Annotated in this window: 30 protein-coding genes; 20 read left to right on the top strand and 10 right to left on the bottom strand. The window is 43.9% G+C overall.

Annotation, left to right across the window (positions count from 1 at the left end; genetic code table 11):
• Nucleotides 1-204: 204 nt before the first annotated feature.
• The 10 genes from L0G63_RS03340 to L0G63_RS03295 form a co-directional block, all read right to left on the bottom strand.
• Complete coding sequence (locus L0G63_RS03340) at nt 205-1,185, bottom strand: site-specific integrase (protein WP_301449353.1); 981 nt, start codon at nt 1,183-1,185, stop codon at nt 205-207.
• A complete protein-coding gene (locus L0G63_RS03335) occupies nt 1,185-1,526 on the bottom strand; it encodes a hypothetical protein (protein WP_301449352.1) in 342 nt (113 codons plus the stop codon). Before L0G63_RS03335 ends, L0G63_RS03340 begins: the two co-directional genes overlap by 1 nt.
• Nucleotides 1,527-1,529: 3 nt before the next feature.
• The gene (locus L0G63_RS03330) at nt 1,530-2,165 is read right to left on the bottom strand and encodes a hypothetical protein (protein ID WP_301449351.1); all 636 of its coding nucleotides are present in this window, start codon (nt 2,163-2,165) and stop codon (nt 1,530-1,532) included.
• A 115-nt stretch (nt 2,166-2,280) separates the two neighbouring features.
• On the bottom strand, nt 2,281-2,481 hold the full coding sequence (locus L0G63_RS03325; protein ID WP_301449350.1) for a TraR/DksA family transcriptional regulator: 201 nt from the start codon (nt 2,479-2,481) through the stop codon (nt 2,281-2,283).
• A gap of 205 nt (nt 2,482-2,686) precedes the next feature.
• Complete coding sequence (locus L0G63_RS03320) at nt 2,687-2,899, bottom strand: hypothetical protein (protein ID WP_301449349.1); 213 nt, start codon at nt 2,897-2,899, stop codon at nt 2,687-2,689.
• Complete coding sequence (locus L0G63_RS03315; RefSeq protein WP_301449348.1) at nt 2,896-3,408, bottom strand: hypothetical protein; 513 nt, start codon at nt 3,406-3,408, stop codon at nt 2,896-2,898. The genes L0G63_RS03320 and L0G63_RS03315 overlap by 4 nt, the downstream gene beginning before the upstream one ends.
• Nucleotides 3,408-3,761, bottom strand: coding sequence for a hypothetical protein (locus L0G63_RS03310; RefSeq protein WP_301449347.1), 354 nt, complete (start codon nt 3,759-3,761; stop codon nt 3,408-3,410). Before L0G63_RS03310 ends, L0G63_RS03315 begins: the two co-directional genes overlap by 1 nt.
• Nucleotides 3,754-4,476, bottom strand: a complete 723-nt coding sequence (locus L0G63_RS03305) for a hypothetical protein (protein WP_301449346.1) — start codon at nt 4,474-4,476, stop codon at nt 3,754-3,756. Before L0G63_RS03305 ends, L0G63_RS03310 begins: the two co-directional genes overlap by 8 nt.
• Nucleotides 4,473-4,697: a hypothetical protein gene (locus L0G63_RS03300; RefSeq protein WP_301449345.1), complete on the bottom strand. Its 225-nt coding sequence runs from the start codon at nt 4,695-4,697 to the stop codon at nt 4,473-4,475. Before L0G63_RS03300 ends, L0G63_RS03305 begins: the two co-directional genes overlap by 4 nt.
• Before the next feature lie 261 nt (nt 4,698-4,958).
• Entirely contained in the window at nt 4,959-5,639 is a 681-nt protein-coding gene (locus tag L0G63_RS03295) for a LexA family transcriptional regulator (RefSeq protein ID WP_301449344.1), read from the bottom strand.
• Between the two features lie 126 nt (nt 5,640-5,765).
• On the opposite strand from L0G63_RS03295, the gene L0G63_RS03290 reads away from it, so the two are divergent.
• The 20 genes from L0G63_RS03290 (at nt 5,766) to L0G63_RS03195 (ending at nt 19,763) form a co-directional block, all read left to right on the top strand.
• The gene (locus L0G63_RS03290) at nt 5,766-6,026 is read left to right on the top strand and encodes a YdaS family helix-turn-helix protein (protein WP_301449343.1); all 261 of its coding nucleotides are present in this window, start codon (nt 5,766-5,768) and stop codon (nt 6,024-6,026) included.
• 41 nt (nt 6,027-6,067) lie between these two features.
• Entirely contained in the window at nt 6,068-6,568 is a 501-nt protein-coding gene (locus L0G63_RS03285) for a phage regulatory CII family protein (protein WP_301449342.1), read from the top strand.
• Entirely contained in the window at nt 6,558-7,574 is a 1,017-nt protein-coding gene (locus tag L0G63_RS03280; RefSeq protein WP_301449341.1) for a primase-helicase zinc-binding domain-containing protein, read from the top strand. The genes L0G63_RS03285 and L0G63_RS03280 overlap by 11 nt, the downstream gene beginning before the upstream one ends.
• The gene (locus L0G63_RS03275) at nt 7,574-9,274 is read left to right on the top strand and encodes a primase-helicase family protein (protein ID WP_301449340.1); all 1,701 of its coding nucleotides are present in this window, start codon (nt 7,574-7,576) and stop codon (nt 9,272-9,274) included. The genes L0G63_RS03280 and L0G63_RS03275 overlap by 1 nt, the downstream gene beginning before the upstream one ends.
• Before the next feature lie 351 nt (nt 9,275-9,625).
• Entirely contained in the window at nt 9,626-10,030 is a 405-nt protein-coding gene (locus L0G63_RS03270; protein ID WP_301449339.1) for a hypothetical protein, read from the top strand.
• A 135-nt stretch (nt 10,031-10,165) separates the two neighbouring features.
• On the top strand, nt 10,166-10,609 hold the full coding sequence (locus L0G63_RS03265; RefSeq protein ID WP_301449338.1) for an HNH endonuclease: 444 nt from the start codon (nt 10,166-10,168) through the stop codon (nt 10,607-10,609).
• Between the two features lie 104 nt (nt 10,610-10,713).
• A complete protein-coding gene (locus L0G63_RS03260; RefSeq protein ID WP_301449337.1) occupies nt 10,714-11,187 on the top strand; it encodes a phage terminase small subunit P27 family in 474 nt (157 codons plus the stop codon).
• 6 nt (nt 11,188-11,193) lie between these two features.
• Nucleotides 11,194-12,939 carry a terminase large subunit gene (locus L0G63_RS03255; RefSeq protein ID WP_301449336.1) on the top strand — a complete coding sequence of 582 codons (1,746 nt, stop codon included), beginning with the start codon at nt 11,194-11,196 and terminating at the stop codon, nt 12,937-12,939.
• A 1-nt stretch (nt 12,940) separates the two neighbouring features.
• Entirely contained in the window at nt 12,941-14,176 is a 1,236-nt protein-coding gene (locus tag L0G63_RS03250; RefSeq protein ID WP_301449335.1) for a phage portal protein, read from the top strand.
• Nucleotides 14,169-14,915: an HK97 family phage prohead protease gene (locus L0G63_RS03245; RefSeq protein WP_301449334.1), complete on the top strand. Its 747-nt coding sequence runs from the start codon at nt 14,169-14,171 to the stop codon at nt 14,913-14,915. The genes L0G63_RS03250 and L0G63_RS03245 overlap by 8 nt, the downstream gene beginning before the upstream one ends.
• 64 nt (nt 14,916-14,979) lie before the next feature.
• Complete coding sequence (locus tag L0G63_RS03240) at nt 14,980-16,224, top strand: phage major capsid protein (protein ID WP_192518894.1); 1,245 nt, start codon at nt 14,980-14,982, stop codon at nt 16,222-16,224.
• 95 nt (nt 16,225-16,319) lie between these two features.
• Complete coding sequence (locus tag L0G63_RS03235) at nt 16,320-16,628, top strand: head-tail connector protein (protein ID WP_301449333.1); 309 nt, start codon at nt 16,320-16,322, stop codon at nt 16,626-16,628.
• A gap of 1 nt (nt 16,629) precedes the next feature.
• Nucleotides 16,630-16,968 (top strand): head-tail adaptor protein, encoded by a 339-nt coding sequence (locus tag L0G63_RS03230; RefSeq protein WP_301449332.1) that lies wholly within the window; start codon nt 16,630-16,632, stop codon nt 16,966-16,968.
• 90 nt (nt 16,969-17,058) lie between these two features.
• A complete protein-coding gene (locus L0G63_RS03225; RefSeq protein ID WP_301449331.1) occupies nt 17,059-17,421 on the top strand; it encodes a hypothetical protein in 363 nt (120 codons plus the stop codon).
• A 5-nt stretch (nt 17,422-17,426) separates the two neighbouring features.
• Nucleotides 17,427-17,582 (top strand): hypothetical protein, encoded by a 156-nt coding sequence (locus L0G63_RS03220; protein ID WP_301449330.1) that lies wholly within the window; start codon nt 17,427-17,429, stop codon nt 17,580-17,582.
• Between the two features lie 140 nt (nt 17,583-17,722).
• Nucleotides 17,723-18,109, top strand: a complete 387-nt coding sequence (locus L0G63_RS03215; protein ID WP_192518890.1) for an HK97-gp10 family putative phage morphogenesis protein — start codon at nt 17,723-17,725, stop codon at nt 18,107-18,109.
• A gap of 13 nt (nt 18,110-18,122) precedes the next feature.
• Nucleotides 18,123-18,473, top strand: coding sequence for a hypothetical protein (locus tag L0G63_RS03210; RefSeq protein ID WP_192518889.1), 351 nt, complete (start codon nt 18,123-18,125; stop codon nt 18,471-18,473).
• Nucleotides 18,474-18,510: 37 nt separating this feature from the next.
• A complete protein-coding gene (locus L0G63_RS03205; RefSeq protein WP_192518888.1) occupies nt 18,511-18,945 on the top strand; it encodes a hypothetical protein in 435 nt (144 codons plus the stop codon).
• A 96-nt stretch (nt 18,946-19,041) separates the two neighbouring features.
• The gene (locus tag L0G63_RS03200; RefSeq protein ID WP_192518887.1) at nt 19,042-19,395 is read left to right on the top strand and encodes a hypothetical protein; all 354 of its coding nucleotides are present in this window, start codon (nt 19,042-19,044) and stop codon (nt 19,393-19,395) included.
• Nucleotides 19,396-19,472: 77 nt separating this feature from the next.
• Complete coding sequence (locus L0G63_RS03195) at nt 19,473-19,763, top strand: hypothetical protein (RefSeq protein WP_301449329.1); 291 nt, start codon at nt 19,473-19,475, stop codon at nt 19,761-19,763.
• Nucleotides 19,764-19,765 lie beyond the last annotated feature (2 nt).

Below are 19,765 nucleotides of genomic sequence, written 5' to 3'. Positions count from 1 at the left end.
GTTCTGGCGCCGCAAGGTGTGAGAGTTCGAGTCTCTCCAGCCCCACCATTTTCGGATAGTGAATAAATTGTCTCAAACCTATACTAAACCTGCCTTCGGGCAGGTTTTTTTATTGCCTAAAATTTGATAAGTATTTATTAAAGGTGCTGTTGTCGCAGTTTTGTCGCAGTTTCTATAATTCAACTACCGAGTAACCCTCGGCAGTTAGTCCCCATAATCCAGCTTCATCATCTCAGTCTGCATGCGCTCGGTATTAATCCACTTTGCATAGATTTTAGTGAACGTGATGATGTCATGGCCCATCTGATAAGCCGCTGCAGAAACATCGATCATACTATTGAGCATCGTCGTCGCATAAGTATGACGGCAATTATAAGCAGGTCGAGCTCTTACGCCGATCACTGGTAGGACTTCTTGAAACTTTTCGGACAACTTATCTGGTCGTGTCCATGGCTCATCGGTGTGTAAGCTGATAAACAGACGTGACTGGTGGCCAGTGAGTACCTTGAGTCTATCCAATACAACCAATATCTTATCGTTGAGATAGATATTACGTATTTCATTGGTCTTAGTTGATAGCTGCACCTTGCCACTGCTCAACGTCTTACTTATTTTTGCTAGTCGATTGGGTATATCTATGTCAGCCCAGTCTATGGCCAATGATTCGCCAGGGCGACAACCGGTCCAAAACTGCCATACAAAATATAGATACCAAATCTCTTTACCATCTGTCCAATGGCTTTGCATATAATCAAGTATGGCCAAACGCTCATTAGGCAAAAAAGGATCTGGCTCATCCTTTTGAGTTTTCTTATTACGGATACGTTTAGTGGGCAACTCTTCAATAATTTCGTCAATAAATGCTAAATCAAACACTCCGCGCAGTGGCGTGAGTGCGTCGTTAGCAGTTTTAGTGCTGCTAAAGTCATTCTGTGCGAGTGCAGTGCGCACCATTGCCGGTGTTATGTCTGCAATTGCTATAGATGCAAAAAAAGGCATCCATTTATTTTTGAGGATGCCTTTGTATTTACGTCTAGTGCCTGTATTACCACTATCTAAGCTATCAAGATAAAGCTGCGCATAGTCTGCAAAAATTGGTCTATCATCTGCTTTCGTTTCATCGATAATATTACAAGCCAATTCAATATCTGTTACTGTCAGATTCTCCCATTTTCTACGAGCCATCAAACTAGCTCGTAGCTTTCCCGCTTGGGCAATGTTTTTCGGCGTCGCCGTGTACGGGAGGACGAAGTACCTGCGCCCTTCTCCTTTGATTGGGATATTAATTTCGACGCTGCCGCTTCGCACTCTAACGCCTTTTGGATACCCTGTTGATCCAGCCATTCATTCCACCCATTCAGACTAAAGTAAATCTTATTATCAACCCTTTTCCACACTTCACCTTCTGGCCATTTATCTTTTGCCATGTATAAGCGTTCGTGCGGTAGACCAATAAGTTTACCAAATTGAGGGAGCGTTACCCAGTCCAACGGAACATTTGATTTGATAATTTCAATAACGTCCATTTTTCAGTCCTCACTTATTACTTTAAACTCAATAACCCAAACCCAAGGATTGTCCCACCATGCGTCATCGCCATACTTCGCCATCCAGTAGGTAATAAACGCAGATAAAGGTTTTGGTTTCAATTTTTCATAACCAGCAAAATTAAAACAACCTTCTGCCTCCGCACTAGCTGCGTTAATATCTCGTACACTCTCAATGCGAATATCGATTATTTCTAAAAGCAAGCGACTTGCCCAACGTGGCATGTGCTCAGCACCGATAGGCCCTATGTATTCTTGATGCTCGTCGTCCCAAGGTAAATGCAAATCACCTGGTGTGAAAGGCTCTTTGCATTCGACCAGCGTATTGTCAGCGTAAAACCAATCCCAATCACAATGAATTAATGACGGCTCCTGCACCCACAGCCGCTCACCCATCTCCCCGAAAGGACAAGGTTTAAGTAAAACCTCCTGCCGTTCGTCATCTATTTCTTTTATACAGACCGCACTATCACCCTCTGCACTAAAATCCCATTCAAAACCTTCGTCAATCTCTTTCGCAGTCAATACAGGCAATCTGTGCTGCGTCTTATCGCCTGCTAACACTGCATTAACTTCTTGTGCGGTTAAGATTATTGGACGTTCTTTTGCATTAATCACAGTCATTCTCCGTTATTCAACTCAATCGATAATAGCCAAATCACTGCGACAATGAGCATGCCCAGTAAGATAGCAGTGCCGGTGATTACTAAAAGTTGTTCATTATCAGTCAACATCACCGTCCCCTTTTCTCAAATACGCTTTGGCAGTCTACACAGAGCGTTACCCCGCCCATTGATTGACGTTTAGCGGGGATATCCTCGCCACATTCCAAGCACTCAGCCAGTGACGGCTTGTCAAATTTTGGCGCTCGACTCAGATACTGAGTCATCGTTAAATCAACATAGTCATTTGCGCGATCTGCATCATCAGCCATTATCTACCCCATCTTCTCAACAGTCGCATTGATGGCCGTGTAGGTTGACCCAGTGCGATATTCAATTTTATTGCCACGGTCAGCCAAGCGACATGCTCGGCCCACCAGGTGACGCCCTTCCCCGCACGCGCCGACAATCTCCCAGCTGTGCATATTTACATCAAGCCACCGCAATCCGTAATTATTACGTGCAAACGTAACTCGCTTAATCTGCTTTGACATTACTGCTCTCACTTTCTTTGATCATTTTGCTTAACCACTCATGGATCTCTTTTAGGCGTTCCAGCTCAAACTTTTTCATGATGTAATAATCGTCGCGTTTTGGATCACGCTGATTTTGACGTTGCAGCTTGATAAAAAACTGTCCGTCTTTGACAAATAGATGAGCACGACGGCTAAGTGATAATGTTTTACTCATCGCTTTAGCTCCCGTAATATCAGACTTTTAATCGTACCGGCTGCGTATAACTGCCCGTTTTTACCATCGATGTTGACGACATGATGATTTTTAGTACCGTAATGCGATCTTTCTATCGATAGATAGGCTTCATGATGCGCAGCTTTTTTGCGCTTATCAGTGCGATTACGGATTGCTTTGTTGTAACCATCTATTGATGAGCTAAGCAGTACACTCATGTCAGGGACGACTCCTTCACTGTCCCAAAGCGGATGTATTAAGCGCCGCTTAACTGCTGAATCCGCATTGCGATGTTTATCAAACAAGATGACGTCTAGGTGCATATAGTTACCAAGCAAAAAGTCATCATTAAAATTGATCACATCAATGCCACGCTCAAGCGTAATAACATCTGTGATGATGCCCTGTGCATTGAGACATCGCTGCACACGGTCACAAGCCGTAGTTACACCAATATGCGGCGCGCCACATACGCTAATCATCAACGGTTTTTTTGATTGCTTTGACATTACGCTACCTCGCTGTGGTCACTATTGACGGCTACGGTGTCAAGTAGCGGCTCAAGGTTGATATTGGCTAAATATGCAGTACGCAAGTCAGCCTCTAGACGTACCAATATTGGCCACTGGGTTGGATTGATACGACATTGGCGTTGAGACACTTGCACGATGACCAGCCGCAGCTGGTCTGCAACATCGATAAGTGTCTGCTGATCACGGTTGCATCTTGGTTTGGCGATATGAGCCGACCACTGGATATTAGCGTCACGCAACGCTGTACGGCTGACAGTGTTTGTGAGCTTTGCGCTTTGGATAAGAGAGGCTAGGACTGCCGATGGCTTGATGTTGGCGATGTTACGCATAGCACGCCTCCAATGCCGCGCGGAATGCTGGCAGCTCGGCTTCGGTGATGGTGCGATAAGTTTCGTTGTGCCAAACCGATATCTTTACGTACTGACCTGTATGAATAAACTGATTCAGTGAAAAACGGCTGGTAAGATCGGCTATGCCAAAGCTTGATTTATCACTATGCTCTATATTTGATGTTGCTATGACAATCGCAAAATTAGGACGCTTATCATTAAAGGAATTTTTACCAATCACGATGTCCCACGCTATCAACTTATCGCCACCAATCGCATAGTCGTCTTCACTAAAGCGGTCCATGCTATGCATGCGCTGAATTAGGCATTCCGATAGATTTTTGATAAAGATAAGCTGCATATCAGCTTGGGTGATTTGTGGTACTGACTCAGATAGCCAATTACGTTGGTCTAATACATCATCGATATGTGGGACGCATTCGTCTAAGTCGTTACCGCTTAGATAATCGACATCGTTGACGGACGCGCGCTTAAGATCATTTTCCCACGGAGTGTGCGTTATAGGCGCATCATTAGCTGCTTCAGCTTGCATCGCAGCAAGTAAGCGGTCACCGTGACTGTCATTTTTAACTGACAGCGCGCGCGTCAATTCGTCGATTTTCGCTTTTAAAGCATCAATATCAGCTTTGGTTTCGTTATCAAATCCGATTTCAAAGCGTGTGATTAGCTTGCCTAGCTTGTTTTGAGTGCTCATGCTGCACCTCCCAACGACAAAACAACAATCAACAAAACGCAAAAAACCATAAGCAAACGCATAGTTTTATGCGCTTGCTTATAGTTAATCTGTGTGTGAGTGATTGTCTGCTCAGCAGCTTGTAGCTGTTGGTTACGTTCGGCTAGGATTGTTTGTAGGCGCTCAATCTCTAGCTGAGCGCGATTTGGTGTGACAGTTCCATTGTTTTGATATTGAGACATGACGTTATACCCGTTTTGTTGATTACGGGTATATATTAATCATTTGTTGTTAATAATGTCAAATCTTTTGTTGTTTATATTAAAAATAATTAAATATTAACAACAAAACATGTTAAGAAATTAAGTGCTTTAGTTAGTCCAACTCGTAGACTTCAATATAAACACACCAGCCCCTAACTAAAGGGTTGTCTTCTGAGACTGGTTTAGCATGTGCAAAGTAATGCTCAACCCAATACTCTATCCATGGTCTGCTAGGCATTGTTATATCCCCGTACATTCATTATCCAATAAGTGCAGCTCATCACGCAGTCTGCTTGGCGGTTGTATTTCTACAAATGGGTTTAGAACATTTACCTCTTCACAGTTGAAAGACATTCGTTCCATTCCATTAACAGATATAACAGTAATAATGCCATGTTGACAGCTAACAAACTCTTTAATCATGTTGCGACCATCTGCTAATACAATATGCACATATTCGCCAGCGCACGGATCTCTTTTAGGATCGAACACTATGTACCATCCTGAACGCAATGCAGGGAACATGCTGTCACCTACGGCACGTATGACATACGCTGAATCACTAGCATTATTTACCTCTAAGTATCCATCCCCGCCATTCCCCATGTAATCCAGCTCCAGCCAATATCCGTTATCACCCATCTGAGCTGAACCTTTAACTGGAACGTACTTAATAGGGCTCTTAACTATACCGTTTCCCTTCTCTTTTTCCTTTTTAATCATTTCGCCCGTACCGCTCATCAACCAATCAATGTCGATATCCAGTGCTTTCGCTATTTGAGCAGAATAAGAACTCTTCTTACTGTCTCTTTTTTCTAATGTAGATAATGCTTGCTGTGTCCATCCGATTAGATCAGCAAGCTCTCCTTGTTTAAGACCTCTAAACTCTCTAGCTTCTTTAACTCGCTGTCCAAGTGCCATAATTATATCCTCTGTAATTTCTCTTAATTTAAAACAAATGATGTTGCAAAGCTAACAACAAAAGATTTGACATAATTAACAACAAATGATTAAATACACTAAAATTAACAACAAAGGATTTACATCATGATTATTGATCCAATTACTCCAAAAGAAGCTCTTATGGGAGCCGTTCATAAGGCTGGAGGTCAAACCGAGCTTGCAAAGCTAATCGACGCAAAACAACAAAACGTTTGGCAATGGCTGAATAGAGACGGTAGAGCATCTGCTAAGTATGTTGCAAAAATTAGCGAAGCTACTGGCGTCCCATGTCACGAGTTACGTCCAGATATATTCCCCACTCCCGAACCAGCAAACGATCCAAGTAATCAACAACAACTAGCTTAACGCTACAGCCGAAATAAAAGAACGACAATAACGGGGGCAATATGTCGAAACAAAAATACACAGCCGCACAGCGTGCCGAGAAATGCGTATTAGATCTGGAAGCCGCAATCTATCAAGCTGCAATGAAACCACGCGGTACACTTGGCGGTATCTGTGAGACGTTTGGGCTTAATTACAATACTACCGCGCTACAAGTAAATCCCAAGCGCACATCTCATACCTGCTCACCTGTGCTTATTGAGCAACTATTAAGCAGCACTCAATCATCTCTAATAATGGATGCTATCTGCTGCGCGCATGGTAACGCTGGATGGTTCTTGCTGCCTGATGACAACAACCAATGCGACGAGATGGTTGATATTGCATTACTTGGTCAAAAGTTCGCGGATCTTAATAGCACCTCATTGGACGCTTATGCTGACAAGGTCATCGAACCTGACGAATATGCAAGTATGAAAAAAGACGGTCACGCATTGATTAGTCATATTCAAACCATCTTAAAAAATGCTGAACGGAACATGGAGAGACACAATGACAGATAAACGCACCCCGCTTGATTTTGACGCCATTCGCGCAGCAGCTGTCGGTAATTATGTCTCAAATATATTCCCTGCTGCTGGCATTAGCTTCACTAAACCTGCACATCAGCATCAAGCATGTCCAATGTGTGGCGGCTCTGATAGATTCCGTTGTGATGACAAACGTGGTGAGGGTACTTGGATATGCTCACAATGTGGTGCTGGTAATGGCTTTATGCTCGTGCAGCAATTCACTGGTCTTGATGTTTATGAGACCAATAAGCTGATAGCAGGCGCTATCGGACTTGATGCGACTAGTGAAGTGACAGATGAGCAGCGCGCACAGTGGCAATCACAACAAGTCGAGCGTGAAGCAGCTGAGAAAGCTGAGAAGCGACAAGCCCGTCTTGATGCTGCTAGCCGTGCTCAAAGTATTTGGGATAATGCAAAACCCGCAACCGATGACCATCCTTATCTATTACGCAAAAATGTCGCAGCTATCGGCTTACGTAAAGATGACAGCGACAATCTAATCATACCCATGCAGTACTACAACATAACAACCGAAGGGACTACGTTGGTCAATGTACAAACCATCGCACCTGACAGCGAAAAGCTTTTCCTAAAAGGCGGCTTAGTGAGTGGCGCTTACTTTACGATTGGCAATAGCCCTATGTTTGGCGCGGGTGTGATACTAATTTGCGAAGGCTATGCAACTGGTGCAACTGTGTTTGATGCAATGAGCTATAGCCTACCTGTAGTTGTAGCTTTCAACGCCCATAATTTGATACCAGTAGCCAAAGCAATCCGCGCTCAACATCCTGATCATCGCATTATCATCTGCGCTGATGACGATAGTGCAACTGCACTCAAGATGCGTGATAAGGACATAGTAGACGGCAAAGAGCCAAAGCCACTTGTTGAGTACAATGCAGGCATACGTGATGGCAAACTGGCAGCAATAGCAGTTAATGGCGAATTGGTTATACCCAGTTTTGATGTAGTAGATATAGATAAGGACGCAGCGTAATGCAAGACAAACAACACTCAGATTTTAACGACCTCGCAGCAACCGCTGGACTCAACGAAGTGGCGCGGCAAATCAAACATGCAGTAGCTAACAAATCAATCGTCACTCAAGCTGCCAATGATGATCATAGTGTTGTTGATGCGCCTACTGTCTCACATAATGGCAACGTACCCGCTGATGTTGAACAAGATATGCGCTTGGCTGACATGCTCAAGCAATACGCTCAAATTACCGATATCGGCAAAGTAACCAATAAAGTCTATGACATCGTAAATAAGATTGAGTATACAAAAACTCAGTTCGCCAATGAGATCGGCAATAAAAAACTAGCGGTGCGTTGGTGGGAGTCTAAGCACGAAAAGATTAGTAAAGCAGACGTTAGCAAAGACCGAGACGAGCTATTAGCGGTTGAAGCAAAATCAATGTTTGACCGCTACTTTCTCATATATGGCACAAAAGAAGTGTGGGACGACGTTGAGCACATAAGACTACCAGTGGACACTATCAAGCTAGCATGGCCCAATGAGTATGAGATTTGGCTAAAAAGCGAATCACGCACAACAGTAAAAGCTGACAATATCTGGTTCGACCCAACTCACTCCAAACAACCCAAAAACCCTAATGATATCGCTATCAACACGTTTGACGGCTTACCGCTTAAGCCTATCGAGACTGAGTTAAGTGATGCAGCCACTATGTGCAAGCCGATCACGGACCTACTACTACATTTGTGTGAAGGCAAACAAGAAGTTTACGAATGGGTGCTTAGATGGTTGGCCATACCCTTACAGCAACCTGGTACCAAGCTCGATACCGCATTGATATTTCATGGCGAAGTACAAGGTGCTGGTAAGTCGTTATTCTTTGACCGCATCATGTCACGTATCTATGGCGACTATGCTGTCACGCTTGGACAAGGTCAGCTTGAATCTCAGTACAACGACTGGGTGTCTAATAAGCTCTATGCACTTTTTGAAGAGATATTCAGTGGCAGCGACCGCTACTCACAGATGGGTATGGTCAAGCAGCTCATCACGGGCAACACAATCTATATCAGCAAGAAATTCATGAGTGGCTGGCAGCAAGACAACTTCGTTAATGCGATATTCTTATCCAATAACATGATGCCTCTATCACTTGAGCAAAACGATAGACGTCATGTAGTCTGCTATCCACAACAAAAGATTCCCGCACCCATCCTAAATGAAGTCGCATCAGCTCTATCTGATACCGATGACAAGATGCTACGTGCTTTTTATACGCTACTCATGATGACAGACTTAAAAGACCAGACAGCGCATACACCTGCGCTTATGACCAACAGCAAACGTCAGCTCATTCGATTAAGCCAACCAAACTGGGAAGTATTCTACGATGATTGGGTGATAGGCGAAGCCGGTATACCTTATTGCAGCTGCTTAACTGACGATCTGTATGACTACTACCAGTACTGGTGCCGTAAAGGTGGTGAACGTGGCACTACTAAAACCAAATTAATGACATATATTGGTAGACGTGAACACAAAGAGCGGCTAAGATACCAACTGCCTGCTGTCAATCGAGTAGTTCAAGCGACTGTTATTGCCGTCAAGATGCCAACAATGTTCCCCACAGCTGACGCAGCCAACCAACAACTGTGGCTTGGCAAAGAAATACAGGTCATGAAGAACGCTATCGGTCATAAACTTGACCCCAAATAGCCAACCATGTGCATAGTGTGCACCCCATGTGCATAGTTTAAAATACAACTATGCACGTCTACAGCCCTTACCGTATATAGCTTATAGCGACCCTGTGCATAGTGTGCAGGGTTTTTCGTATGCGCGCGCGGGAAATAATTTATTTTTATTATCAACCTATGATAACAACAAAATATTTTTATCCTCGTGCGTAAATATAACTATGCACACTATGCACACTATGAACATCAGTCTTACAAGCCAGTAATACCAAAGGGTTCAGACGTGCATAGTTTAAAATCAACTATGCACATCTTGACGTAACTATGCACACGATCCTATATTGAATCTAAATAACGGGGGATATTTATCATGCGTCAAGAGTACTTACGAGCAGCTGCTGAAGCGTTTGCAAACATCACACCTATTGAGTCTGACTGCTATCATTATCTGAACGACGGCTTTGATACGGCTATCCAAGCACGACTATCAGCATCCTACTCAGACAAGCTATCAAGGCAAGCAATAAGAAAAAGATATATTGATAAAGTAGTCTGCACCGCGTTGGCAGAATGTCAGTATCCGATTAATACTGCACTTGGTTCAGCTTGGACAGACAGCGAGCGAGCTGCATTTGCTGGTATTGCAAAACAAACTTGGTCTGACAATAAACTATCTGATCATATTAATTTTATATTAAAAGATATCAACGCAAACTCACGCGCTGTATGGTCTGCAACAAAATTACAAGTCGTCGGCTACTCGGAGGCTACTTGAGTTTTCGGACAGATTACCTTAAGATTTCTCATATTCGAAGTTCCTGCCTAATCGTAAAGCACACGGCAGCATCAACCAAACATTACCAGTTAAGCCCATTGCCCCCGCAGTGGGCTTTCTTTATGAGCAATCCTTATGCCATCGATGCCTACTACGCTTTGCAGCCATGCAGGTTGCAACGCCAGTACTGGTACCAATGGTGTTTGTAAGCTACATAAGCCCAAGCCAAAACATCAAAAAGCCACGCAAATCAAGCAAGCCGAACCTGCCAAGCTTAAGCGTATAGACAACAGACCGTCATCTGCTCAGCGCGGATACGATGCCCGATGGCGCTCAGCTCGCTTACTATTTCTGAATGATAATCCGCTGTGCAAACATTGCAAAGCCAACGAAATTATTAGAGCCGCTGACGTAGTCGATCACATCCTACCGCATCGCGGCAATCAGGAATTGTTTTGGGATCAGACAAACTGGCAGCCTCTTTGCTACTCATGTCACTCAATCAAAACAACGACCATCGATAATAAATTATCTGATTATGATGTCGCCCAGCTCAAGGCAGGGTGGGGTAAAAAGTAAACACGATTGTCCTCCACGACCACCGCCCCCAAGAGAATTTTCGCATGGTCAAAACCCTATAGGGGGTATACCCCCTCAAAAAATAACTGTTCTCAGGTGACACTATGTCTCGTCCACGCAAACCAACGCAGCTCAAAGTGTTGCAAGGCAGCCGTGTCCGTAGCGACCGTGAAGCTGCCAACAACGCTGCTCAACCAACACTGGCTATACCACCCTGCCCTGATTGGCTAGACGCCAAATCACGCAAACAGTGGGACAAGATAGCGCCTCAATTAGTCGCCCTCGGATTGCTATCAGTTATTGATGGTGATTTATTTGGCGCGTATGCCGAGACGTCGGCCCGTTATGGTGACGTCTGTACCAAGCTTGAGAATGTTGATACTTGGATTGGCACAACGCCTAACGGTTTTCAAGTACAGACTGCTTTGGTCAGCATTCGTAACACATTACAAAAACAGCTTATATCATTGGGCCGCGAATTTGGTCTATCTCCTGCTGCACGCTCCAGTATCAAAGTCGATGTCGCTCAAGGTAACTTATTTGGCGATAGTGAATTTGGGGAGTTTAAACAAGGTTAAAAAACTATGTCCGATGTTATTGCCTACGCTAATATCGCGGCGCAATACGCAACGGATGTAATCGACGGCACTATCGATGCGTGTGTCTATGTGCGTCAGGCGTGTCAACGTCACCTAACGGATCTTAAACGCGCAAAGAATGAATCTGCATTTGAGTTTGAATTTGATAGTCAGCTGGCTGCGAAGGCTTGCCGATTCATAGAGCTGCTGCCACACGTCAAAGGTGAGCTGGCAAACAAGCGTGAATTGATACTACTTGAGCCTTGGCAAATATTCATTGTGGCCAACTTATTTGGCTGGGTAGATTTTGACGGCAAACGCCGCTTTCGCTATGCATACGTTGAAATACCTCGTAAAAATGCTAAGTCTACACTCGCTGCTGGTATTGGGCTTTACTTGTGCTTCGCTGACGGGGAGATGGGTGCTGAAGTTTACTCAGCCGCTACTACTCGCGACCAGGCGCGTGTCGTCTTTGAAGTCGCACAGGGCATGGTGCGAAAACGCCCAGATATGCAAAAAGCAATGGGTATAAGCGTCGCAGCTCATGCAGTCAGCTCTGTCTCGACTGAATCCACGTTCAAAGCGTTAAGCCGCGACTACGGTGGCAACTTGGACGGACTCAACGTTCATGGCGCTATCATTGATGAGCTGCACGCGCACAAATCAAACGATACTTACGAGGTCATGGCAACGGGTATGGGAGCGCGTGAACAGCCCTTGCTATTTGCTATTACGACAGCTGGCTTTATCTTAGATGGCGTTTGCTATGAGCAGCGCACGTTGGTCACTAAGGTTTTATCAGGACTTGAGTCCCATGACCGCTACTTCGGCATTATTTACACGATAGATGACGCTGATGATTGGCGTGACCCTGCAAGCTGGCGCAAAGCCAATCCCAACTACGGCGTATCAGTACACAAAGAAGCGCTGCAAGCGGAATATCAACGTGCTGCTATCAGCCCTGACTCACAAGCTGACTTCTTGACCAAGCATTTATGCGTTTGGGTAGCTGCTCGCAGCGGTTGGCTCAACATTCAAGATTGGGATGACGCGGCAAACAAGGCTTTTCAGCCAAGTATGTTTGATAAATATCCATGCTTTGGCGGCCTTGATCTAGCATCTAAAGTTGATTTAGCGGCGCGTATTAAATTATTTGTCAAAAAAATAGACGATGAATCGCATTATTATTTCTTTGCAGATTTTTATATCAATCGTGCACAGCTAGACAACGCTAATAACCCTAATCAAAAACGATTTATCGAATGGGAACGTCAAGGCTGGCTAACGGTCACTGATGGCAATATCACAGACTTTGAACGTATTGAGCGTGACATTATTGCAGATGCAGCATGCTTCGACATGCAAGAAACAGGGTATGACCCTTTTAATGCAACATATCTAGCAATGCGACTTAATGAGCAGAGTTTAAATATGGTTGAAGTGCCACAGCGCGTCGCTTATTTGAGCGAACCAATGAAACATATTGGGGCTCTATTAGCAGCTAAACGTATTCATCATGATGGCAATCCAATCCTGCGCTGGTGTATGGGCAACGTCACTGTCAAAAAAGACGCTAACGACAACATATTCCCGCGTAAAGAATCAGACGCTAGCAAAATTGATGGCGCAGTTGCTGCAATTATCGCGACTAATCGCGCCCAATACTATGATGAAACGGGCGACTTGCCTAGCCAAGATTTTGAGACACAGCTTGGCGACTACTTAAACGACTTTGTAAGCTTTAGGGGATAACATGGCACTCATACAAACCGTCGCTGCATGGTTTGGTTACGCGCCGCGTGACCCCATTGACGGCAACCAAAACGCTACTCGCACTGTCACTAAAACTGCCAAACCTGTCACCTTTGATAGTGCTATGACAGTCACAGCGGTCTTTGCATCGATCAGATTGCTAGCTGAAACCATCGCTAGTATGCCCATTGATTTATATACAAAGGACAAAGATGGGTATTTAGATACCAAAGCAGATCATGACGTCATGAAATTGCTGAGATATAAACCCAATAAACGGCAAAACCGCATCGAGTTCATGGAACAACTGATGCTCAACTTGGTCAGCGATGGCAATGCATACGTCAGGATCACCAGGATAGGTGATAAAAACTCTCGTATTCTCAGTTTAGATATCATTAACTCTTCTAACATGACTGTCATTTTAAAGAATGATGAGCTTACTTATCGTCATCAAGTTACATCTGCATTTAGCCGCGACTACATAGAGTCTGATATTTGGCATGTTAAGTTGTTTGGTAACGGCATAAAAGGCTTATCACCGCTGCAACACGCTGCAAAAGCCGTCGCTGTAGCAGATGCATCAGACGATAAAATAACGTCACTCATGCGTAATGGTGCCAAGCCAACCGGCGCATTGATGACAAAGGGCTCACCAACTGCCGAACAACGCAAGGCACTTCGCGATGAAATGGGCGAATTAACCAGCGGCGATGAAACCTTTATGCCAGTGTTACCACTTGATATGAAGTTTGAGGCTATTAGCCTAACACCCTCAGACATTGAGCTTTTGGCCACGCGCCGTTTTAGCTTAGAAGAAATCGCTCGTATGTTCGGCGTGCCTAGTATTTTGATTAATGACAGTACGCAATCGAGCAACTGGGGCACTGGTATCTCAGCAATCATTGAAGCATTTCACAAATTTAACTTGCGGCCCTACCTTGAGCGCCTTGAGTTATCAATGTTGACTACACTAATTCCCCGTAAAGACTGGGACAAATACCAATTTGAAATTGATGCTGACGCAATTTTGAGATCAAGTCGCAAAGAACGCGTCGAGATGTATAACACTGAGATTACATCTGGTCAGCGTACGCCAAATGAAATACGCAGAGCTGAAGGTTGGAAGCCACAAGAAGGTGGCGATGATCTTTATATGCAATTAGGGTTTGCACCACTTAGTGTTGTCGCTAAACAATCTTCACTAGACCAAACAAAGGATACAAGCAATGAATAAACACTCACTGCAAACGCTGCACTGTCGCGATGGTCGCAGTGAGTTGCTGCAATCAGTTAGTACGCGACGCATGCCTATTGTCGATACAAAGATACGGTTTGCTGAACCTGACAAAGACGGGGTTACTACACATACTTTCGATGGTTACGCAGTTAAATGGGATAGCATCAACTTGCATGGCGAGAAATTTGCGCGTGGCGCTTTTGCAGATATGATTGCACTATTTGAATCACAAGCTAAAAAAGTACATATGTATTATAACCATGGCTGGCGTAATATGTTTGATACTACATCAGCGATGCGAATCGGCAAATGGACTGGTTTTGAAGAAGATGACGTTGGCCTATTAGTAAAAGGAGAGCTGACCCAAGGCCTTCGATTAGCAACCGATGTTGAGGCAATGCTACGCCATGAAACAGTTGATGGCTTATCTATCTGTTTTTATAATCCGACTGAAATGGATTATGAAGAACAAGACAACCATATTCTGATTAAACGCGCAGATTTATTCGAAATCAGCGTCGTTGATGAGCCTAGTGACCGTAGTGCTCGTATCAATCGCCAAGTAGAGACAATCAATAACTTAGCTGATGAACATGATGCGTGTGACATGCTGACCCAGCTCGGACTTGACCAAGCTGATGCAAGGCACTTTATTACCAAACTCGATAGCATCATGGGCACTCGCGCTGATGATACTAGCAAAGATGATGATCCGTTTGCATTTTTAGATAAGTAACCCAAACCAAACCCTCAATAAAGCTGCCATTTGGTAGCTATTTTTTTGCCTAAAGGAAAATATTATGCGCGATTTTAAAACTACTACTATTGCTGGCGCTATGCCTAGTGCGGGTGTCATGACTCGTGATGCTGGTGGCTCCAAAGATGAGTACGAAAAACTTGCGACTCAGCTCAAAAGTCGCTTAACCACACTCGACAAGCTTATCGAAGAAAAGCAAAAGCTACTTGCTGAAAACAAAGATGACAAAGAAACTCGTGATGCTATCACTGAGCTACAGAACAGTGTAAAAGAAGTCGGTGACCTATCAGCCCGCTTTGAAGAGTTTGAGCAAAAGATGGTACGCGGTGTCCAAGACGGTGAGCTAGACGCAAACAGCATTGGTGGCCTACTCTCTCGCAATGAAGGTATCAGCCAAGAAATTAAAGCAATTAAGCATTCACGTGGCAAAGTACAGATTGATGGTGTCTCTGCACGTAACACCGTCATGCTTGGCACAATCAACACGGCTGGCAACATCAACGATGCCAGAATAATTAACCCCGCTAGTAATCCGCTGACGCTGGTCAACATGATCAATTGGATACCAACGTCAGTACCACTTATTCCTTATGTACGTGAAAGTGCTGTCACCTTCATGGCTGATATCGTGGCTGAAGGTGAGCTTAAGCCTGAATCAAGCCTTACGTTTGGTCCTGATTCATTAGAAATTGACGTTATTGCTCATTGGGTACGTGTTAGCAATCAGGTGTTAGATGATGCGCCGGCACTGGCTGCTTATATCGAAGGTCGCATGTCTTACGGCTTGCGTCTAAAGCTTGAATATCTGGTCATCAATGGCGACACCAAAAGCTTCAAAGGCCTGATGAAAGCTGGCAACAGCTTGACCATCGTTGCCAACGACAATGCTATCGATACCATCAGTTCTGCAAAAGCAAAAGCTTATGCTAACTTCTTACCTCCTGAGACGGTTATTCTGAACCCGCAAGACTGGGCAGAGATTGAACAGGCTAAAGGCACCGATGGCCATTACTTATTTGGTTCACCAGGCGCGGCCGTTCAACCTTTCGTTTGGGGCTTGGCGGTTAGCCAGTCACCATCGATGCCAGTTGGCAAATACTGGGTCGGCAACATCACCATGGCAACTGAAGGCTATATTCGCCAAGATGCGACCGTTGAGCTGTCTACTGAAGATGGTGACAACTTCCGCAAAAACTTAGTGACGGTACGTGCTGAAATGCGCGCCGCCTTTGGCGTCGTCATGCCTGATGCAGCTGTGACGGGCGACCTAGTTAACGTCGGGCCATAAGATTAGATAACTATTAGTTGAAACCGTTATTACCAGCCGCTGGTGGCAAGTCTACCAGCGGTCTTTTTTATCCTAACTCAATATAGGCATCACCTATGATCACTGCATCCATCACGCTTGAGCAAGCCAAGTCACACTTGCATGTCACACATGAGATAGATGATGCGTATATTGCCGGTCTTATACCAACGTCATTTCGCTTGATAGCTGACGAACTGGATCGTGAGCTGACAGAAGACATTTGCTTAACATCGACTGGTGAATTGTCAGAATCCTTACAACATGCTGCCCTACTCATCATTGGCGACTTATACCAAAATCGTGAAGCACAGCAAACAGAACAGTTACATATGAACCGTGCGCTTGACCGGTTGTTGAATAAATATCGTAAATGGGGAGTCTAAAATGGCAAAGGTTAGCCGAGGTCGGCTTAGTACACCAATTGGTGTCGTGCGAAAAATCACAACGAGAACCACCACTGGCGCCGTTAAGTCTACTAATAGCGTCATGCCACAGACGTGGTGTGAGCTACTACCCATCAGCACTCGGGACTTTGTAGAAGGTCATGCCGCTGGATCGTCAGTAGATGCAAAAATACTTGTCGATACGGCAACGGACATTAAAGCAAGTGATGAGATACAGGTTTTAGATGGTAGTGGCTTCGTTTATGAAGTACTAGGGATAATGCCCGTGCCAAAAGACAATAAAAAAATCGTAGTGTGTCGTACAAAAACAAATAGCTAGTTATTTCTAGTTTGTTTCTGTGATTGATAGATTAATGTTGTTACTCGTAATATACTCAGACATTATTTTACTATTAGTCAGGTAATAACAATGAAGCAGACTATCGCAGCATTATCAATAGCTTTATTTCTAACAGCCTGCGGCTCAAGCGAAGTAAAGAATACTGAAACCGAGCCAGAAGAAAAGAAAGTAAATACACTTAGCGGTATACCTAATCTAGGTGATAGATCTGAGGCCGAGTTGCTTACCGACTGTCAGGTTGATATACAAGCTAAACTAAATAATCCGCGATCAATGGATATTATCCACAGCAACCTAAAATATAAAAAAGAAACTAATCACGAATTATGGTTCCAGTTTTACGCAAAAAATCAATTCAATGCTGAGTCAAAACACACTGCAATGTGTGAGTTTGACGAAGATGGTAAGCTATTAAGTTCTAAGTATGAGTGAGAACTATGATGTTAAAAACCATAAGATGTGGTATCGACAGCCGGATTGATGAGCTTGAGCAATTAGCTTTAGAAACACATACCGCAACGACTGCCTATGCTTTTATTGACTTAGGTTTAGCATGGAATAGATTGCTTTATAATATATTTAACAATAAATAAAACCATTCAAATATAAGCCTCACGTGCTTATAACATGACGCAGTTCTCACCCCTGAACCGTCGCTAACTACGACTAATCGACCGTAACAATAGCCCTATCATCCGATGGGGCTTTTTATTGTCCAAAATAAGGATTCATCGTGAGCGCATCGATCAGAATAGATGGACTGGACCAGCTAGACAGACAGTTTGATAGGTTGATCGACACTTCCAAAAACAAGGTCATGCGAAAAGCACTGAACGCTGGTATCGCACCCATTAAAAAAGAAGCCAAACGCCTCGCTCCCGTCGATAAAGGCGTGCTAAAAAAACAAATCCGATCCAAGCAAATGCGATACACCGCAAAACCTTCAGTTGGTCTGTTTGTCTCAGCCAAAGGCTTTTATTGGTATTTTTTAGAGACAGGGACCAGCAGCATCGCACCTACCCCATTTATCAGACCTGCCGCAGACAGTAAACACGAAGAAGGCGTTGAAAGGTTTAAAGAAGTGCTCAAAGCTGAAATTGATAAAGTCATGATTGGATAAAAAGGCGTAATAAATGAAAGCAAGCGAGGTTATCTATAGCGTCCTAGGCGCATTTTTTGACGATAAAGTCTATCCATTGGTCCGACCAGAGGGCGAAACAGGCACACCGTATCTGGTCTATACCGTACTCAATACCAATGCAACCAATGTCGTAGCAGGATATACAGGTCGAGAATTGGCTTATATGCAGCTAGATGTGTATCACAACGACTATGACGACTGTGAAGACACCACCAATCAAATGATCAATATCCTGAAAGATAACGTAAAGCCGTTTTACTACGACAGCCGTAAATACCTCCACGATGAGAAGTCTGGGTTATACAGACAAAGCATCGAGTGTCATATCTGGCAAACCAATTAAGCAACCCTACCCTACCACCAATAAGAGAGTGATGATTATGGCTATATCCGCTGATGAATTAGTAAATGTGCAGTTTAAATGGAGCATCGCGACTGATGATGTCCCTACGTTCAACCAAGTAGAGTTTTTAAATGAAATGGAGATGCCCAAGCTGACTAAAGTCGTCGTCGATGTCACGCCGACTGATGCCACCTCTACTGTAAACGCAGTGCCCAACTTTAGAGAGACATCAGAAATACCGTTCACCTTGTATTATGTACCGACCGATCCGCAGCACATGGAATTGAAAGCCGCCTACAAAAATTCCACGGTCATTAAAAATAAAATTGAATTTATTGATCCTGCCGCCGCCAGTGAAGGTTACGTGTTTGACGGTATGGTTAAAGAATTTAATCTTATGGCAGAACAAAAAGACATGCTCAAAGTTGAGGGTGTCCTAGTCATCAGTTCAGAAATCACCCAAACACCTTAGTAATCAAATAAACCAGCGTCAACATTAATCAAAAGCGTAGAGCATTAACCAGCTCTGCGCTTTTTCTTTATTTTTAAATCATAAGTGAGCAATCAAATGACCAAACAAGCCTCTAAAAAAGTACTAAGTAAAGCGGATTTCATGCAATTAAAAACCAGCGTAAAAATATTGCCTATCCCTGAACTTGGTGACGTATACATCAAAGTGATGAGTGCTGCTGAGCGTGAGGGATTGGAAGGGCTGATGCAAAAAGAAGTAGAAACAAATGGTGTTCGAGCCACTATCTTTGTCTATTCAGTCTGTGATGCCGATGGTGTCTTAGAGTTTAATGATGACGATATCGAAATGGTCAAAGGCTTCCCCGCAGCCATTGTCTCAAAAGTCTATGACTTCTCAAGCGAGCTCAATGCCCTAAAACCTGAAAATCAAGAAGAAGTCACAAAAAACTAATAGCCCACCCTTTACGTATATTTAAGTTCAGGCTAGCCGCTCATTTGGGCAAAACGGTCGAGTGGATAGAAAACAATATGACCGCGCGTGAGCTGACTGAGTGGCAAGCTTTTAACTTGTACGTAGAGCCATTTGGTGGGGAATTATTAGACATGCATTTTGCCTCTCTGCGTATGCAAAATTACGCAGGTAAAGACAAGAAAACCATAAAAGATTTTATGTTATATGACCACCGATTGTTAACACCTGAGCAAAAAGAACAAGAAAGACAGCGTGAAAAAAGGCTACAAGCACATAAACAAGTCTCTGCGTTAAGAGATTTCTTAGCATCGAAAGTCAACGAACAAAAAACTGCAAGTAAATCATAGGA

The organism is Psychrobacter sp., from assembly GCF_030454045.1.
Taxonomy (GTDB): Bacteria; Pseudomonadota; Gammaproteobacteria; order Pseudomonadales; family Moraxellaceae; genus Psychrobacter.
Note: the sequence above shows the minus strand (reverse complement) of the source record. Positions and strands in the feature narration are given on the sequence as shown.

Coding starts and splice junctions, on each gene's coding strand:
- L0G63_RS03340 (WP_301449353.1), bottom strand. CDS start 1,185: ATGGCTCGTAGAAAATGGGAGAATCTGACAGTAACAGATATTGAATTG.
- L0G63_RS03335 (WP_301449352.1), bottom strand. CDS start 1,526: ATGGACGTTATTGAAATTATCAAATCAAATGTTCCGTTGGACTGGGTA.
- L0G63_RS03325 (WP_301449350.1), bottom strand. CDS start 2,481: ATGGCTGATGATGCAGATCGCGCAAATGACTATGTTGATTTAACGATG.
- L0G63_RS03320 (WP_301449349.1), bottom strand. CDS start 2,899: ATGAGTAAAACATTATCACTTAGCCGTCGTGCTCATCTATTTGTCAAA.
- L0G63_RS03315 (WP_301449348.1), bottom strand. CDS start 3,408: ATGTCAAAGCAATCAAAAAAACCGTTGATGATTAGCGTATGTGGCGCG.
- L0G63_RS03310 (WP_301449347.1), bottom strand. CDS start 3,761: ATGCGTAACATCGCCAACATCAAGCCATCGGCAGTCCTAGCCTCTCTT.
- L0G63_RS03305 (WP_301449346.1), bottom strand. CDS start 4,476: ATGAGCACTCAAAACAAGCTAGGCAAGCTAATCACACGCTTTGAAATC.
- L0G63_RS03300 (WP_301449345.1), bottom strand. CDS start 4,697: ATGTCTCAATATCAAAACAATGGAACTGTCACACCAAATCGCGCTCAG.
- L0G63_RS03295 (WP_301449344.1), bottom strand. CDS start 5,639: ATGGCACTTGGACAGCGAGTTAAAGAAGCTAGAGAGTTTAGAGGTCTT.
- L0G63_RS03290 (WP_301449343.1), top strand. CDS start 5,766: ATGATTATTGATCCAATTACTCCAAAAGAAGCTCTTATGGGAGCCGTT.
- L0G63_RS03285 (WP_301449342.1), top strand. CDS start 6,068: ATGTCGAAACAAAAATACACAGCCGCACAGCGTGCCGAGAAATGCGTA.
- L0G63_RS03280 (WP_301449341.1), top strand. CDS start 6,558: ATGACAGATAAACGCACCCCGCTTGATTTTGACGCCATTCGCGCAGCA.
- L0G63_RS03275 (WP_301449340.1), top strand. CDS start 7,574: ATGCAAGACAAACAACACTCAGATTTTAACGACCTCGCAGCAACCGCT.
- L0G63_RS03270 (WP_301449339.1), top strand. CDS start 9,626: ATGCGTCAAGAGTACTTACGAGCAGCTGCTGAAGCGTTTGCAAACATC.
- L0G63_RS03265 (WP_301449338.1), top strand. CDS start 10,166: ATGCCATCGATGCCTACTACGCTTTGCAGCCATGCAGGTTGCAACGCC.
- L0G63_RS03260 (WP_301449337.1), top strand. CDS start 10,714: ATGTCTCGTCCACGCAAACCAACGCAGCTCAAAGTGTTGCAAGGCAGC.
- L0G63_RS03255 (WP_301449336.1), top strand. CDS start 11,194: ATGTCCGATGTTATTGCCTACGCTAATATCGCGGCGCAATACGCAACG.
- L0G63_RS03250 (WP_301449335.1), top strand. CDS start 12,941: ATGGCACTCATACAAACCGTCGCTGCATGGTTTGGTTACGCGCCGCGT.
- L0G63_RS03245 (WP_301449334.1), top strand. CDS start 14,169: ATGAATAAACACTCACTGCAAACGCTGCACTGTCGCGATGGTCGCAGT.
- L0G63_RS03240 (WP_192518894.1), top strand. CDS start 14,980: ATGCGCGATTTTAAAACTACTACTATTGCTGGCGCTATGCCTAGTGCG.
- L0G63_RS03235 (WP_301449333.1), top strand. CDS start 16,320: ATGATCACTGCATCCATCACGCTTGAGCAAGCCAAGTCACACTTGCAT.
- L0G63_RS03230 (WP_301449332.1), top strand. CDS start 16,630: ATGGCAAAGGTTAGCCGAGGTCGGCTTAGTACACCAATTGGTGTCGTG.
- L0G63_RS03225 (WP_301449331.1), top strand. CDS start 17,059: ATGAAGCAGACTATCGCAGCATTATCAATAGCTTTATTTCTAACAGCC.
- L0G63_RS03220 (WP_301449330.1), top strand. CDS start 17,427: ATGATGTTAAAAACCATAAGATGTGGTATCGACAGCCGGATTGATGAG.
- L0G63_RS03210 (WP_192518889.1), top strand. CDS start 18,123: ATGAAAGCAAGCGAGGTTATCTATAGCGTCCTAGGCGCATTTTTTGAC.
- L0G63_RS03205 (WP_192518888.1), top strand. CDS start 18,511: ATGGCTATATCCGCTGATGAATTAGTAAATGTGCAGTTTAAATGGAGC.
- L0G63_RS03200 (WP_192518887.1), top strand. CDS start 19,042: ATGACCAAACAAGCCTCTAAAAAAGTACTAAGTAAAGCGGATTTCATG.
- L0G63_RS03195 (WP_301449329.1), top strand. CDS start 19,473: ATGACCGCGCGTGAGCTGACTGAGTGGCAAGCTTTTAACTTGTACGTA.